We start from the raw sequence: 15460 nt of genomic DNA on the forward strand, positions 1-15460 counted from the left end.
CAATAAAAATTATAGCTAAGTCCTTAATTTTTTGTGAATAATATGGTATAATTTTTAAAATGACAGAAATATTAGAAAATGGATGTGAGTATTAGTGGGATGGAAGAAACATATTTCAAAAAAACACCTTATTATTTTTTCTTCGGCATTAATTCTAATTTTGGGTGTTATCTTTATGACTTTGATATTAAATAATAGCATCACCTTATTTAATGACAGTACATCAGCAAATTCTATAGTTCGGGGAAAAGGAAATGCTAAGATTCAGGCAGAGAATAGAATAAGGATAGAGAAGTTAAATTTTTATGAAGATGTAAAGCAGCCTAATTCTTTTAGAGGGTTAAAAGCTAGGGCTAAGAGAAAAGTTGATAAAATTGTTCATAGAGGTGATAAAGACATTCCAATTTTAATGTACCATTATGTAGATTACTCACCTACCAATGAAATGTGTGTACCGAAGGAAAAATTTGCTGAACAGATGAGGTTTTTGAAGGATGATGGATATACAACCCTAAGCCTGGATGAAGTTTATGATTATTTTTCTAATAATGCTCCCATTCCTGAAAAACCAATAGTTATTACTTTTGATGATGGTTATGTAGATAATTATACTAATGCCTATCCTATACTAAAACAATTAGGATTTAAGGCTACTATTTTTGATATTACTTCAACGATTGATACCAATAATAAGTTTATTAACTCAAATCAAATTAAGGAACTAGATAAAAATGGAGTAAGGATTGAAGCTCATACAGTAACACATCCAAGATTAAGTAATCTTTCCTATGATGAACAATACAAAGAGCTAAGAGACTCTAAAAAAAGATTAGAGAATATATTGGGAAGAGAAGTGAAGTATCTTGCTTATCCATATGGTGAGTATAATGATGATACAATTAAGGCCTTAGAGCAATTGGAATATAAGGTTGCAGTAACGACCTTCTATGGACGAGCGAGGAAATCTGATGGGTTTTATAACCTATCTAGACATGCTATCAGCAGCAAATATGAGATTGAATATTTTAAAGAACTGGTAAAAGGTCCAAAGAAAAAGTAAAAGAAAGCTAGTAGTACATGTGGAATTTAGAATATGTATTACTAGCTTTTTTATTATTCAATAAACCAATTTAGCAAGTGCTTGTACTTATAATCATGTCCATAGGTCAACTGATTAAGCTTTATGATGGTGTCCTTTACGGTGGTGTGATAACCTGCATAATATTGATTTGTTTTACTGAAAGGATTTTTGCATAGTTCTGGACTATTAAATACGAGATATTTTCTGCATATGAAAGGTCTTGCTTCGTAAATGCTGCAGCAATTATTACTGTCTAAGAAAGCACAGGAAATGTTAGAGGATAAATAAGCCTGAGTACTTTCCTTTGAGAAAGAACCGTCCTTAAGAGGTAGAATGCTTTTAAGTAACTCTTTATGCTTTTCTATTTTTCTTTTAAATTCTTCAATTTCAATTTGAGAAAAATGAGTGGTTATGTACTGATTTATTAATTCTGCTTCAAGCTGGCTTGTTAAGACAAGTAAGTTGCAGCAGTGGCTGCAGCCTGCTTTGCAGGAAGTGCTGTTTGATATAGGTTTAAGCGCTTCTCCAAATTTCTGATAAAGCTTTTTTAATTTTCTTAAAGCTTCTTCAGCAGATAGCTTAGTGGCAATGTTATTTACTCTTGCTTCAATAAAGCTATTTAGGCTTTTTACTAAGTTTAAAATTTCGCTCTGATCATAGACTATTGTTGCCCCTGTTTCATCTATGAGCAAGCTTTCATAAGTGTGATTCTTATGAGAGCAGCAGTCTCCGAAGTTTTTACCGCTACCGCAAATGCATAAGTTCTCCTTTGGAATTGATACAGTTTTAGCTAAATTTTGCATATCAATAACCCCCCTAATTATATTCACGCAATGTACTGTATAATTCGAATAATCAATAATTTTAAATTCATAAATTTATTATAGTATAAATTAATTTATAAAACCATCTCTAAAAAAAGAATTGACACATAGAATTAATTAATAATTTGTTGTATATTATTACTTGACAATTATTATTAGTTATAATATTATAGTTACATAAAGTAAGTTGATGCAAATTAATCATGTAAGATTTAAGGGAGAAGATAATAATGTCAAAAGTATTATATATAACAGCTAATCCAAAAAGTGTGGAGCAATCCTTTAGTATAGCGATGGGAGAAGCTTTTGTTAGCACTTACAAAGAAGCAAATCCAAAAGACGAAATAATTAATGTAGATTTATACAACATGACAGTACCAGAGATAGATGAGGTAGTATTTAGTGCCTGGGGAAAATTTGCACAAGGATTTTCCTTTGAACAACTAGCTTCAGAGGAGCAAGAAAAAATAGCAGCTATGGGCTCTATACTAGAGCAATTTATATCTGCTGATAAATATGTATTTGTTACTCCTCTTTGGAATTTTACTGTGCCAGCAAGAATGAAGTCTTATCTAGATAGTATCTGTGTTGCTGGCAAGACCTTTAAGTACACTGAAAATGGACCAGTCGGATTATTAAAAGATAAAAAGGCTGTTCATATTCAAGCTAGAGGCGGGATATATTCACAAGGACCTGCAGCGGCTGTAGAAATGGGTGACAAATATATAAATGCTATCTTAGGTTTTGTTGGAATTACTGACAAGCAGTCTATTATAGCTGAGGGCATGAATGCAGCGCCAGACAAGGCTCAAGAAATAATGGTTGAAGCTGTTCTAAGGGCTAAGGAAGCAGCAAGACAGTTTTAAATAGTAAGATAGTAATAAACATAGGGATGCTAATAACTTTAAGGCTATTAGTGTCCTTTTTATTTTTGCATTTGTTATAAGTTTGACATGTAAAATTTAATGAGATAACATTATATATTGTGAAGTTTGAAAGATGAAGTCAAGTTCATAGCTAAGGGAGGGTGAAGTAAGTTTTGAGCGGATTTAATATACTTATGTATCACGAAATTATTAAAAAAGAAGACTACAATAGAAATACTTATGAAGGTATTGAAGTTAAGCAGGGGTATAAGGATATACTTCCTGAGGTTTTATTTGCTTTTAAGGAAGAATTTGAAAGGCAGATGGAGTATCTTTATGAAAATGGATATACAACTTTAAAACTACAGCAAGTAGTTGATTTTTATTATAATGACAAAGCGCTTCCAGAAAAATCAGTGCTTATAACCTTTGATGATATGTATAAGTCACAGCTTTTATATGCATATCCAATACTTAAGAAATATAATTTTAGCGCTGTTGGGTTTGTAACTTTGGATTGGCTATTTGATGAACCTAGGGAATATTCAACAACTCGTTCTGTTTGTTTATCTAGGCTAGAGCTAGAAGCTATGAGTGATGTGTTTGAATATGCAAATCATACAAAGGCCTTGCATACAAGAAAGGATAACTTGACTGCTATACAGGTGGTAGATAAGGAAACCTTTGATGAAGATTACAAAGCTTGTGAAGAGTTTGTAAATGTTAAGCATATGTTTGCCTATCCCTTTGGCGGCTATTCAGAGGATAATATTAAGTGGCTTAAAGAGCTTGGAACGCTGCTTGCATTTACTTCTGAAGCTGGAAGGAACACAAAGGGAACAAATCCTTTAAAGCTCCATAGAAATGCTGTAATACTCCCTTACAACCTAGAGAAGTTTAAAAGTATATTTAAATAATATTTATTGAGAGGATGAAAAAACTTATGAAAAAAGTATTAGCACTAATGTTAGCTGCAGCTACATCAATAACTATGCTAGCTGGTTGCACAAAACAGCAAACAGCTAGCAAAACTTTAAAATTTGGACTTTTGCCAGCTGAATCTGCAATTCCTATAATTGTAGCTAAGGAAAAAGAATTTTATGAAAAAGAAGGAGTAAATGTAGAGCTTCTTCCTTTTAATGCCCCTAATGACAGAAACGTTGCTGTACAAGCTGGAAAGCTTGACGCAACAATAGCAGATGTTATGACCTCATTAACCTTTCATGAGGCAGGAGTTAATATGAAAATTACCTCAGATATAAATGAGGATTTTAAGCTTTTAACTTCTCCAAAATCAGGTATAGATAGCTTTGAAAAGCTTAATGGAAAAGATGTTTCCATAGTACCTAACTTTGTTTTGGAGTATATAATGGACGAAATGGCTAAAAAGAATAATATAACCTATAAAACCGTTGTTATTCCTTCTTTTACAGCTCGTTTTGAGGCAATTTTAGCTGATAAGATAAGTGGAGTTATATTTACTGAGCCTCAAGCTGGCATGCTTGTGTCACAAGGAGCTAAGCTTCTTGCAACCTCTAAGGAATATAATTTAAAAGCTGGAACTTTAATGTTTGATGAAAAAGTTTTGAAGGATAATCAGAAGGAAGTTAAGGCTTTTTATAAAGCTTATAATAAGGCTGTGGAGTATATGAACACTACGAATGCTTCTGAATACAGCCAAATACTAAGCAAGTATGGCTTCCCTGATGCTATAGGAAAATACCTAAGCAGTGGAGTTAAGTATGAAAAGGCAGGAAAGATAACCCCTGAAACTTTTAGCAGCGTTCTAGAATGGACAAAGAAAAAAGGCTTAGTAAAGAAAGATTATAAATTTGAAGACGTAAGCAATTTCAAGTTTATAGAATAGGGGGTTAGACTGTAGACTAAGTTCGTAGATAACTGAGAGGTGCTTTTTAAAATATGATTCAGATTAAGAATTTAAGCTATAGTTACGGAAATGAAACTGCGCTTAAGAATATAAATTTAAATATTTATAAGAATACGACTTGTGCTATTATTGGACCCTCTGGATGCGGGAAGACTACTCTGCTTTATATTATTGCTGGGCTTTTAAAGTCTTGTGACGGAAATGTTGAAATTAATGAAACTGAGCTTAAAGGAGTAAGGAAAGAAACTGGTATAATACTTCAAAACAATGGGCTTCTTCCTTGGAAAACTGTATGGGATAATGTAGTGTTAGGGCTTAAAGCCAGAGGAGTTCATAAGACTATTACTGCTGAAAAGGTTGATGCAATTCTTGAAGAATTAAATATAATAGAGCATAAGCATAAGTTTCCAGAGCAGCTTAGCGGAGGTCAAAAGCAGAGAGTTTCCATAGCAAGAACTTTAGTAACGGAGCCTGATGTATTGCTTTTAGACGAGGCATCATCTGCGCTTGATGCTATAACGAAGGAACATATTCAAAATTTGATTTTAAGTATATATAAGAAAAAACCTATGACTATGATGCTTGTAACTCACAGTATCGAGGAGGCTGTTTTTCTGGGACAAAAAATAGTTGTAATGGAAAGGTCAGCTATTAAGCATATAATTGATAATCCGTACTTCGGAGATGAAAATATAAGGTCCAAGCCTGAGTACTACAGTATATGTGCAGAAGTTAGACAATGGCTTTATGAAGGTGAAGGTTAATGAATTTTCTAAAGAGAATTATTAATAGCAGAACTTTAATAGGTATGTTTATAGTTTTGTTAATGTGGCAGCTTATGCATATGACTATAAATGCTAGGGTTATCCCAGCACCTCTAGAAACTACAATTATGTTTTTAAAGCTGCTTAGTGGAGACTTGCTGCTTCATGTAGGCACAAGTCTATATAGGATATTGGCAGCAGTATTAATATCTGTTTTAATAGGAGTTCCTTTAGGATTGTGGATAGGCATGAACAAGCTCGCAGATTCAATTCTTTCGCCTGCAGCCTACATTTTGTATCCAATACCCAAAATAGCTTTTTTACCGGTTTTTATGATATTACTTGGGTTAGGTGATAGTTCAAAGCTTGTGCTTATTATAACTATTATAATTTTTCCAATACTCTTGGCAGCAAGAGATGGAGTTAAGGAAATTTCGCCGCAGCTTTTTGATTCGGTGGTATCACTAGGGTTAAGCAGAGGCCAGATATTTACCAATCTAGTTATACCGGCTGTGCTTCCGAAGATAATTTCAGCACTTAGGGTCAGTATAGGCATAAGTATATCCGCTTTATTTTTTAGTGAAAATTTTGCTACTACCTATGGATTAGGTTATTTTATAATGAACGCATGGACAATGGTTAGGTATGTAGAAATGTTTGCAGGCATTTTAGCTTTAAGCTTGATGGGGCTTTTTATACTTAAACTTATAGATTTAATGGAAAGAAAGCTTTGTCCATGGATGTTTATATCGAAATAAGAACGGTTAACGATTTTATGCTTTTATTAAGCTAAGAATTGTTAACCTTTTTTGTTTATGAATTTATTTATTGATATATCTAGATGATATGCAAATATGGTAATATTAGTATATAGATAGAAAATATTTTTGGGGCGGGGGAAAAATGAATTACAGTAAAAAGTTAATAGTGACAGGTCTTATACTTCTTGCAGCAGCTTGGACAGTAAATGTATTTTATTACAACAGTCGAGTTCTTAAGGAGCCTCTTTTTTTAAAGCATTATTATAATATCAATTCTGGATGGTCTGAATTTCAGCTTTTTTATCTTCAAAATATCAACTCTGCTCAGAATGTAGTAATTATAAGTTTTCCAGAGCTTAACAAGCAATATGTGCCTTTTGTTGAGACTGAATGGAATTCTGAGCGAATATATTACAAAATGAAAAATTTAAGAATAAATATGTTTAACGGAAAGGCAGAACAAATTCCTGCTGATTTAAAAAATAAAGTAATAACAAAAGCAGAAGTACATTTTTCTGATGGCAAAACCATGACTGTAGATTTGGGAAAAATATATTTATATAGTGATACGCCAGACAAAAAGGAAACATTAAATCTGAAGAATAGCGGTTCTACTTCCAGCAGTGATAATACTGGATCAGCAAGCTTTATTGCAGGAAGAGATATAAAAATACTTGGACTAAGCTTTAGATTTAATGAAATTGTTGGTGATGCGTTAAAGTTTAGGATTAATGGTCAAGATTATAACGATATTTCCTTGCCAATGAATATTAAAGCAAATGAAAATGTCAGTATAGAGTATAGTTTTAGACTTGATAAAAATGATATAAGAAGTTCTTATGTGTATAGCTTGCCGATAGAGGTTTTAACTGAGGATTCAAATGGTTACAGGGAGAAAAGCACATTCCAGATTATAAACTACTGGCAGCAGCATTCTAAGGGGTATAATATCAAGGAGTTGCTGAAAGCACAGGGGAGGGAATAAGTATGTATTATGATAGCTATAACAAACTGTTCTGGGGAATGTTTTTAGTAGTTTTCAATTTCAATATTGGATTTTTTGATATCCTCCCCAATTTTGTGGGATATATGTTGATTTTATCAGCCTTAATTAATCTGGAAGAACAAAATCCCATATTCAAGAGAGGAAAGATTCCTGCTTCAATTTTAATTGTTATAAGTTTGATAGAACTTTTTAAGCCTAAAAATGTAAATTTGCTAGAAGGTCAGTTTGGTGATGCTTCTATTTGGATTATGATATTATCATCTGCATCTGTACTAATTAGCTTGTATATGTACTATATAATTTGCAAGGGAATATTTTTAGTATCTGAAAGCAGGGGAGAAGAGCAGCTTAAAGAAAATGCAAGAGATCGTTACAGATTTTATTTTATACTGAATGTTATATTTATCTTCTACATGCCTTTTTCTTTAAATATGCCTAAAGATGTAGCTGGATTTATGTTTATTCCATTAATACTTAACATAGTTGCAGCTTTACTCTTAATGGGCTTATTTAGAAAATCCAAAGAATTAATAAAAGATTAAAGATAACAAAAAAATCTGCAGCCAAGGGGGAGTGGCTGCAGATTTTTTATTATAAGGTTTTATTGCTTTTGAGAACCTCTAGAAGATGAATTATCATTGTTCTTACCATTTTGTTTATTCATATTAGGATTGTTAGGCAGCTTCTGATTTATTCCAGGTCTATCCTTAAAGTTCCTATTTATTCGTCTACCTATAAAAGCTCTATCAACTCCAATACCAGCAGCAAAGCATATGATACCTACAAGTATAAGGGGAATTGCTTTTTTAAAGCCTGGCTTCATATTTTTAAACCTATGCTTTAAAACACTTACTATTTTTACTTTGCTTATATCTGATGAGGAAGTTGCTCCTTCTACCTTTTGTTCATTAGTAATATTCAAGTTTTGCTCAACTGGATTTTTATTTTCATCCATTGCTTTTACAGCTCCTTTTCTTATTTGATTTAACTATATAATAAGGCAGCTGTATTGCAGTATGGTGGCAACATTGTAAATAATTAATTAACATAGCAATACTCAGCTTTTTTCTTTTTTTATTGCTTCTTCAATGTTCATCTGGGAATCAGTTAAAAACTTTGTATGTATATGACTGTCAAATAAAATCAAAATATCACCCATTTTAAAACTTAGTTATATGAAATTATGCACTTTATTTTACTAAAAATCTTTATAGAATGAGATAAAATAAATTATTTCTAACATATAATTTTTTTTCAAAAAACCTATTGCATTTTTTCTGCAATCTGCTATAATAACAAATGTAGTGAGCATTCCGTGGTAGCTCAATGGCGGAGCATTCGGCTGTTAACCGAAGGGTTGGAGGTTCGAGTCCTCTCCACGGAGCCATTTTTATTTTTTGAACATTTACATAAAGTTAACCAGCAATGTCAGTTTTGGCATTGCTTTTTTATACTTAGCGATAGTAAAATATTAACATATTATGCTGTAAATTGATGCTGCTGAGTTTATAAAATATTAAAGCAGGTGAAATGCTGTATGACAAAGATGGGATTGGTATTTGCCGGGGGCGGAGGCAAGGGAGCTTATCAAATAGGAGCTTGGAAAGCGCTTAAGACCTATGGAATTGATAAAGATATAAAAGCTGTTTCGGGAACCTCAATAGGAGCCCTAAATGCTATGTTGTTTTTGCAGGAAAAGTACGATGAGGCAGAGGATATATGGATTAATATATCTCAGGAGAAAATGCTTCCTATAGACGAAAAGCTTATACTTAGAAATTTATATTTTATTCGAAAAACTAAAAATAACCTGAGAAATCTTTTGGAGATGGATGAGAAGCTAAAGGAATATGGAACTGTTTCAAGGGCGGGGCTTGAGGAACTCATTGAAAAATATGTGGACTATGATTTGCTGAATACCGCGGGTAAGGAATGTTATGTATGCTGCTCTGAGGTTCCAGAGGTGAAGGCAGAGTATTTTAATATTAAGGATTTTAAGACAGAGTCATTAAAAACTCTTTTATATGCTACTTCTGCTATACCTCTCGTATTTGAAAAAGAGTGCATAAATGAGAAGTGGTATATGGACGGTGGACTTGTAGACAATATTCCTGTTAAGCCTCTCTACGATGCTGGCTGCGATATAATAATCGTTATATATTTCAACAAAAGAAGACGAATTGACAAAAGCTTGTATCCGAACGCAAAGATAATAGAAATGCTTCCTTCAAAGGATTTGGGAGGATGGCTTAGAGGAACCCTGAATTTCTCAAAGCATGATGCTATAGATAGAATTCTTGAAGGTTACAAGGATGGGATAGCAATTTTTGGGGAGGTCTTTGCGGGCTACCATAGTGGTAAAGATATGGGTGAATTCATAAGTGAAAATTATGAAGGCATAAGTAAAAACCTAGAAATACTGATGCTCCAAAAGCAAACTATGGATGATGAATTCAGAAAGCTGAAGCAGCTAATGAATCTAAACAACGGCTTTAGAGAAGTAAGAAAGTTGAAAAGAATGGATGTTTAACTATTGGATAATGGATAATTTATAGTTGAAAGTATTTATTTGACATGCTATGATTAAGGTGTAAAAATTAATATCGTTTTTGACACAGGGGTGTTGGATAGGCCAACTGAGATTAAGAACCATAATTCTTTGACCCTATGAACCTGAACTGGGTAATACCAGCGTAGGAAGATGTTTGTAGTGTATTATTATTAGCTAGTAGTACAAGATTTTTAGCACGAATCCTATGGATTCGTGCTTTTTATTTTTTGATTATTTTAGTAAGCACTGCATGAGGAAACTTAAAATCTACATAATGCTCAAGGTATTAGATTAGTCAAAGTTGTTTCGTGCCAATAAGGATACTTAATTAGTTTAATGAAAGGTGGAGAAGAAATGAAAAAGGTATTGACTATTGCGGGTTCTGACAGCTGTGGAGGTGCAGGAATACAGGCAGATTTGAAAGCCTTTAGTGCTAATGGAGTATATGGAATGAGTGTTATTGCCGCTATAACTGCGCAGAATACTCAAGGGGTCTTCGCTGTTCAGGATATAGATGAGGAAATAATTAAAGCGCAGATTGATGCTATTTTTACAGATATAGAAGTGGATGCAGTAAAGATAGGAATGGTTTCTATAGCTTCAACAATTAATGCTATAAGTCATAAGCTTCAGCAATACAAGGCTCAAAGAATTGTGCTTGACCCTGTAATGATATCAAAAAGTGGATATGCTCTTTTAAAGCCAGAGGCTAAAAGTGCTTTAATTAAAAATTTAGTCCCATACGCTTATGTTATAACTCCTAATATACCTGAAGCCTTAGAGATTTTGAAGGAAGTAGGTTCTAAAATTAAGGTTATAGAAACTGTTGAGCAAATGGAGGCAGGGGCAAAAGAAATTTATAAGCTTGGTTGCAAAAATGTACTTCTAAAAGGAGGGCATATGGAAGGAGAAGCTGTGGATGTACTTTATGATGGTAAGGAGCTTACCTATTTTCATTCGGAAAGAATACCTACAAAAAATACCCACGGAACTGGATGCACCTTATCCTCTGCTATAGCTGCAAACCTGGCGCTTGGCTGTTCTATAAAGGAGGCAGTTAGCAGGGCCAAGCAATATATAACTACAGCTATAGAACATTCCTTAGATATAGGTCATGGCTGTGGACCAACCCATCATTTTTATGAGCTATATAAGAAAGGAGGATTGCTAAATGATTAATGCTGATGAAAGACTTGGATTTTGGACCTATGTATTTCTTTGGTTTGGAGCTGCAGTTTCAATTGCAGAAATCTTGACTGGAGGGCTTATAGCTCCACTGGGCTTTAAAACAGGGGTGCTTGCCATTTTACTTGGACACTTAATAGGAACAGGAATTTTTGTACTAGGTGGAATTATTGGCGCAAGAGAAAAGATACCAGCTATAACTTCAACTGGGATTTCCTTTGGGAGGTATGGGACTTACTTATTTTCTGTTTTGAATGTACTTCAGCTTATTGGATGGACTGCAGTAATGATAAGATCTGCAGCAAATTCCATAAATCTAATATCAAAAAATTTATGGAACTTTGACAGTATTCTATTATGCAGCTTATTTATAGGAATTCTTACTGCCCTGTGGATTTGGTTTGGAAAAGCTGGCATGAAAAAGTTAAATACTGCTGCTGTATTATTGCTTTTTCTCCTTACTTTAGTTCTAGGCTCTATCATATTTAAGGATGCAGCCTTGCTTTCAAAGGCAGCTAGTGAAGGGATTTCCTTTGGAGGAGCAATAGAACTAAATGTGGTTATGCCACTTTCATGGCTTCCGCTTATAGCTGATTACACACGTTTTGCCAGAAGTGAAAAGAGTGGAGCCTATGGAAGCTTTGTAGGGTATTTTTTAGGAAGCTCCTGGATGTTTATAATAGGTCTTGGTGCTGCTATTGTATCCAATAATGCTGACCCTTCAGCTATGATGCTTGCTGCCAATTTAGGCATTACAGCCCTTGGGATAGTAGTTCTTTCAACAGTAACAACCACCTTCCTGGATGTTTACTCAGCAGGTATTTCCTTTATAAATCTTATGCCTAAAATGAGTGAAAAAACTATCGGAGTCATAATGGCTGTTGTTGGAACTGTAGTAGCAGTAGTATTTCCTATGGAGAATTATGAAAGCTTTCTATATGCAATAGGTTCAGTTTTTGCACCGCTGTTTGCGATTGTAATAACAGATTACTTTATCTTAAAGAAAAACACAAAAGTACAACCCGGAATACTTATAAACTGGGGAGCTGTTCTTATTTGGATTATTGGAATTGGAATTTACTATAGTTTTATTAAGCTAGACTTTTTCTTAGGGGCTACTGCTCCGGTAATGGTTATAACAGGAGTAATATATATTTTGTCATGGAGGATGATTAATAAATGGAAGCTAGTAAAAGAATCTCAAAACTATTATACAAACTAAGGGAAAAGAAGCCTTTGGTGCATCATTTAACAAACTACGTTACAGTTAATGACTGTGCTAATATTACTTTAGCTATTGGTGGCTCACCTGTAATGGCAGATGATATAAATGAGGTTAGGGATATGGTTTCTTTAGCTTCATCATTAGTAATAAACATAGGAACCCTAAACAGCAGAACTGTTGAAGCTATGCTTGAAGCAGGAAAAAGAGCCAATGAACTAGGCGTACCTGTAGTTTTAGATCCTGTTGGAGCTGGAGCTACTTCCTATAGAACAGAAACTGCCAAAAGGATAATGAACGAAATAAAACTGTCAGTGATAAGAGGAAACTTATCTGAGATAAAAACACTGTATGGTATAGAAGCCCAAACAAGAGGTGTAGATTCTTCAGAAACATTTGAAGGCAAGGATGGTGGGCTTGAAGCTGTAAAGAAGCTGGCAAAAGACTTTGCGCTTAGGCTTAATACGATAATAGCTATAACCGGCGCAATTGATATAATAACCGATGGAACTATACTTTATTCAGTTGAAAATGGACATGAAACAATGTCTAAAATTACAGGAACAGGCTGCATGTGCACATCTCTTATTGGTTCTTATTTAGGTGCGGGAGAGGATAAGCTTTTGGCTGCCCTTTCAGGAGTTGTATCTATGGGCATAGCAGGGGAAATTGCTTATGAAAGCTTGAATAAAAAAGATGAGGGAACAGGTACACTAAAGGTCAAGCTTATAGATGCTATATTTAATTTATGTGAGGAAAATTTATGTAAAAGGAGTAAGATAAATGAAGCCTAATATAGATTATAGTCTTTATCTTGTTACCGACAGAGAAGTTCTGGCTGATAGAGAATTATGTGCTGCTGTAGAGGAAGCTATAAAAGGTGGTGTTACAGCAGTGCAGCTTAGAGAAAAGTGCACAAACTCAGCAGAGTTCTATGAAATTGCTTCTAAGGTTAAGGCTATAACTGATAAACATAATATACCTTTAATTATTAATGATAGACTCGATATTGCCTTAGCTGTAAATGCTGCAGGAGTGCACTTAGGACAACAAGATTTACCTGCTAAGCTTGCAAGAGAACTTATTGGGTCTGATAAAATATTGGGAGTTTCTGCAGCAACCTTACAAGAGGCTAAAACTGCTGCAGAAGATGGCGCAGATTATATTGGTGTCGGTGCTGTATTTCCTACACTTACAAAACAGGACGCTAGAGCTGTTTCTTTAGAGGATTTAAAGCAAATAAAGAAAAGCGTATCAATTCCTGTTGTAGCAATTGGAGGAATTAATGAAAATAATGTAGAGGGATTAAAAGCTGCAAATATTGATGGAATAGCTGTTATCTCTTGTATTCTTGGTAAAAGTGATGTAAGGGCAGCTGCAGAACTTATGAAGAAATTAGTGCAAGTATAAATTATATAATTCTGCTAATAATATCATATTATTGACAACACTTTCTAATATGCTATAGAATAGTATATAAATAAATATTACATGATGAGAAAGAAGAGTAGCGGTAGAAGTTTTAAAGAGAGGCTGTGGTTGGTGAAAACAGTTAAAGGACTATTGCGAAGGGAGCTTTTGAGTGTTTAAGTTGTAAAGCAGGGCTTTTGCCAACAAGGGTGGAACCGCGGAAGAATTTCTTTCGTCCCTTGATGGCAAAGGCTTTTTTTATTTACAGCACAAAATAACATGAAGCAAAGAGGGAAAGGAATAGCTGTTTTAAACAACAGCATAAAAAGTTAACTTGTTAACTTTTTAAAAATATAAAAATATAACTTTTTAACAATTTATATTCTTATATTGTAATATTCTTTTCTCGTTATGTCTTAAACCAATAATTTATGAATGGAAGCGAGTAAGCTTAATTGCTCAGTGCTTCCGACTAAAATAAAAGGAGGAATTATCATGGCAGTACAAAAAACAATGGATAAGATCGTAGCCTTGGCAAAAGGCAGAGGCTTTGTGTTTGCGGGCTCAGAGATATACGGAGGTCTTGCAAATGCTTGGGACTACGGTCCGCTTGGTGTTGAGTTCAAAAACAATGTTAAGAAGGCTTGGTGGAAAAAGTTTGTACAAGAGAGCCCATACAATGTTGGTGTTGACTGTGCTATACTCATGAACAGCCAGGTTTGGGTAGCCTCAGGTCACGTTGGAGGTTTCTCAGATCCACTTATGGACTGTAAAGATTGTAAGTCAAGATTCAGAGCAGATAAGTTAGTTGAGGACCACATGACAGAGCAGGGTGCTGCTGCTGCAAGCGCTGATGGTTGGTCAAATGAACAGCTTAAGGGCTATATAGAAGAGCACAATATAGCTTGCCCTAAGTGCGGTAAGAAGAACTTTACAGACATAAGAAAGTTCAATCTTATGTTCAAAACCTACATGGGTATAACTGAAGACTCAAAGTCAGAGGTTTATTTAAGACCAGAAACAGCACAAGGTATATTTGTTAACTTTAAGAATGTTCAAAGAAGCTCAAGAAAAAAGGTTCCATTTGGTATAGCTCAAGTAGGTAAATCTTTTAGAAATGAAATAACTCCAGGAAACTTTATATTTAGAACAAGAGAATTTGAGCAGATGGAACTTGAATTTTTCTGCAAGCCTGGAACAGATTTAGAATGGTTCAAATACTGGAAGGATTATTGCTGGAGCTTCCTTTTAAATCTTGGCATGAAGCAGGATAACTTAAGAATGAGAGATCACCAAAAGGAAGAGTTGTCCTTCTATAGTAACGCAACCTCAGATATAGAATTCCTATTCCCATTCGGATGGGGAGAGCTTTGGGGTATAGCTGACAGAACAGACTATGACCTTAAGAAGCATGCTGAGCACTCAGGCGAGGATATGAGCTATATGGATCCAACAACAAATGAAAAATATGTTCCATATTGCATAGAACCATCACTTGGTGCAGACAGAGTTGCTCTTGCATTCCTGTGCGATGCCTATGATGAAGAAACCTTAGAAGACGGTGATGTTAGAACAGTGCTTCACCTTCACCCAGCACTTGCGCCATTTAAGGCAGCAATACTTCCACTAAGCAAGAAGCTTTCAGAAAAATCTACTGAAGTTTATGATATGCTAAGAAAGAAATTCAACGTAGAATACGATGAAGCAGGAAGCATAGGAAAGAGATATAGAAGACAAGATGAAATAGGTACTCCATACTGCATAACTATAGACTTTGATACTCTTGAAAATAACACAGTTACTTTAAGAGACAGAGATTCTATGCAGCAGGTTAGATTAAACATTGATGAGCTTGAAAAGTTTATTGAAGAAAAGTTAGAGTTTTAATTAATAGCTAGAAAT

16 protein-coding genes, 1 tRNA gene, 1 riboswitch and 1 other annotated feature are annotated in these 15460 nt (G+C 34.3%); of the genes, 15 read left to right on the top strand and 2 right to left on the bottom strand.

Features of this window, described 5'->3' with window-relative positions:
- Window positions 1-175: 175 nt before the first annotated feature.
- Window positions 176-1060 (top strand): polysaccharide deacetylase family protein, encoded by an 885-nt coding sequence (locus tag NBE98_RS05080; RefSeq protein WP_250813236.1) that lies wholly within the window; start codon window positions 176-178, stop codon window positions 1058-1060.
- 53 nt (window positions 1061-1113) lie between these two features.
- Here the strand turns inward: NBE98_RS05080 and NBE98_RS05085 are convergent, their stop codons facing one another.
- On the bottom strand, window positions 1114-1884 hold the full coding sequence (locus NBE98_RS05085; RefSeq protein ID WP_250813238.1) for a YkgJ family cysteine cluster protein: 771 nt from the start codon (window positions 1882-1884) through the stop codon (window positions 1114-1116).
- Between the two features lie 251 nt (window positions 1885-2135).
- On the opposite strand from NBE98_RS05085, the gene NBE98_RS05090 reads away from it, so the two are divergent.
- From NBE98_RS05090 to NBE98_RS05120, 7 genes are all read left to right on the top strand, one after another.
- Window positions 2136-2771, top strand: a complete 636-nt coding sequence (locus tag NBE98_RS05090) for an FMN-dependent NADH-azoreductase (protein ID WP_250813240.1) — start codon at window positions 2136-2138, stop codon at window positions 2769-2771.
- A gap of 173 nt (window positions 2772-2944) precedes the next feature.
- The gene (locus NBE98_RS05095; RefSeq protein WP_250813241.1) at window positions 2945-3688 is read left to right on the top strand and encodes a polysaccharide deacetylase family protein; all 744 of its coding nucleotides are present in this window, start codon (window positions 2945-2947) and stop codon (window positions 3686-3688) included.
- A 26-nt stretch (window positions 3689-3714) separates the two neighbouring features.
- Entirely contained in the window at window positions 3715-4638 is a 924-nt protein-coding gene (locus NBE98_RS05100) for an ABC transporter substrate-binding protein (RefSeq protein ID WP_250813242.1), read from the top strand.
- A 53-nt stretch (window positions 4639-4691) separates the two neighbouring features.
- Window positions 4692-5423: an ABC transporter ATP-binding protein gene (locus tag NBE98_RS05105; RefSeq protein WP_250813243.1), complete on the top strand. Its 732-nt coding sequence runs from the start codon at window positions 4692-4694 to the stop codon at window positions 5421-5423.
- Entirely contained in the window at window positions 5423-6181 is a 759-nt protein-coding gene (locus tag NBE98_RS05110) for an ABC transporter permease (protein WP_250813244.1), read from the top strand. The genes NBE98_RS05105 and NBE98_RS05110 overlap by 1 nt, the downstream gene beginning before the upstream one ends.
- Window positions 6182-6326: 145 nt before the next feature.
- On the top strand, window positions 6327-7169 hold the full coding sequence (locus NBE98_RS05115) for a hypothetical protein (protein WP_250813245.1): 843 nt from the start codon (window positions 6327-6329) through the stop codon (window positions 7167-7169).
- 2 nt (window positions 7170-7171) lie between these two features.
- Window positions 7172-7732, top strand: coding sequence for a hypothetical protein (locus NBE98_RS05120; RefSeq protein WP_250813246.1), 561 nt, complete (start codon window positions 7172-7174; stop codon window positions 7730-7732).
- Between the two features lie 59 nt (window positions 7733-7791).
- Here the strand turns inward: NBE98_RS05120 and NBE98_RS05125 are convergent, their stop codons facing one another.
- Window positions 7792-8145 (bottom strand): hypothetical protein, encoded by a 354-nt coding sequence (locus NBE98_RS05125; RefSeq protein WP_250813248.1) that lies wholly within the window; start codon window positions 8143-8145, stop codon window positions 7792-7794.
- A gap of 357 nt (window positions 8146-8502) precedes the next feature.
- Here NBE98_RS05125 and NBE98_RS05130 point away from each other — a divergent pair.
- The 7 genes from NBE98_RS05130 (at window position 8503) to NBE98_RS05160 (ending at window position 15445) form a co-directional block, all read left to right on the top strand.
- Window positions 8503-8577, top strand: a tRNA-Asn gene (locus NBE98_RS05130).
- Between the two features lie 150 nt (window positions 8578-8727).
- The gene (locus NBE98_RS05135) at window positions 8728-9720 is read left to right on the top strand and encodes a patatin-like phospholipase family protein (RefSeq protein WP_250813250.1); all 993 of its coding nucleotides are present in this window, start codon (window positions 8728-8730) and stop codon (window positions 9718-9720) included.
- Between the two features lie 76 nt (window positions 9721-9796).
- Window positions 9797-9908, top strand: a riboswitch (TPP riboswitch).
- A 187-nt stretch (window positions 9909-10095) separates the two neighbouring features.
- Complete coding sequence (gene thiD / locus NBE98_RS05140) at window positions 10096-10920, top strand: bifunctional hydroxymethylpyrimidine kinase/phosphomethylpyrimidine kinase (RefSeq protein ID WP_250813252.1); 825 nt, start codon at window positions 10096-10098, stop codon at window positions 10918-10920.
- The gene (gene cytX, locus NBE98_RS05145) at window positions 10913-12148 is read left to right on the top strand and encodes a putative hydroxymethylpyrimidine transporter CytX (RefSeq protein WP_250813255.1); all 1236 of its coding nucleotides are present in this window, start codon (window positions 10913-10915) and stop codon (window positions 12146-12148) included. The genes thiD and cytX overlap by 8 nt, the downstream gene beginning before the upstream one ends.
- Entirely contained in the window at window positions 12106-12942 is an 837-nt protein-coding gene (gene thiM / locus NBE98_RS05150) for a hydroxyethylthiazole kinase (protein ID WP_250813257.1), read from the top strand. The genes cytX and thiM overlap by 43 nt, the downstream gene beginning before the upstream one ends.
- Window positions 12932-13558: a thiamine phosphate synthase gene (gene thiE / locus NBE98_RS05155; RefSeq protein ID WP_250813258.1), complete on the top strand. Its 627-nt coding sequence runs from the start codon at window positions 12932-12934 to the stop codon at window positions 13556-13558. The genes thiM and thiE overlap by 11 nt, the downstream gene beginning before the upstream one ends.
- Window positions 13559-13633: 75 nt before the next feature.
- Window positions 13634-13801 (top strand) — a binding site (T-box leader).
- A gap of 252 nt (window positions 13802-14053) precedes the next feature.
- On the top strand, window positions 14054-15445 hold the full coding sequence (locus NBE98_RS05160; RefSeq protein ID WP_250813260.1) for a glycine--tRNA ligase: 1392 nt from the start codon (window positions 14054-14056) through the stop codon (window positions 15443-15445).
- Window positions 15446-15460 lie beyond the last annotated feature (15 nt).

The organism is Clostridium swellfunianum, assembly GCF_023656515.1.
GTDB classification, from domain to species: Bacteria; Bacillota; Clostridia; order Clostridiales; family Clostridiaceae; genus Clostridium_AT; species Clostridium_AT swellfunianum.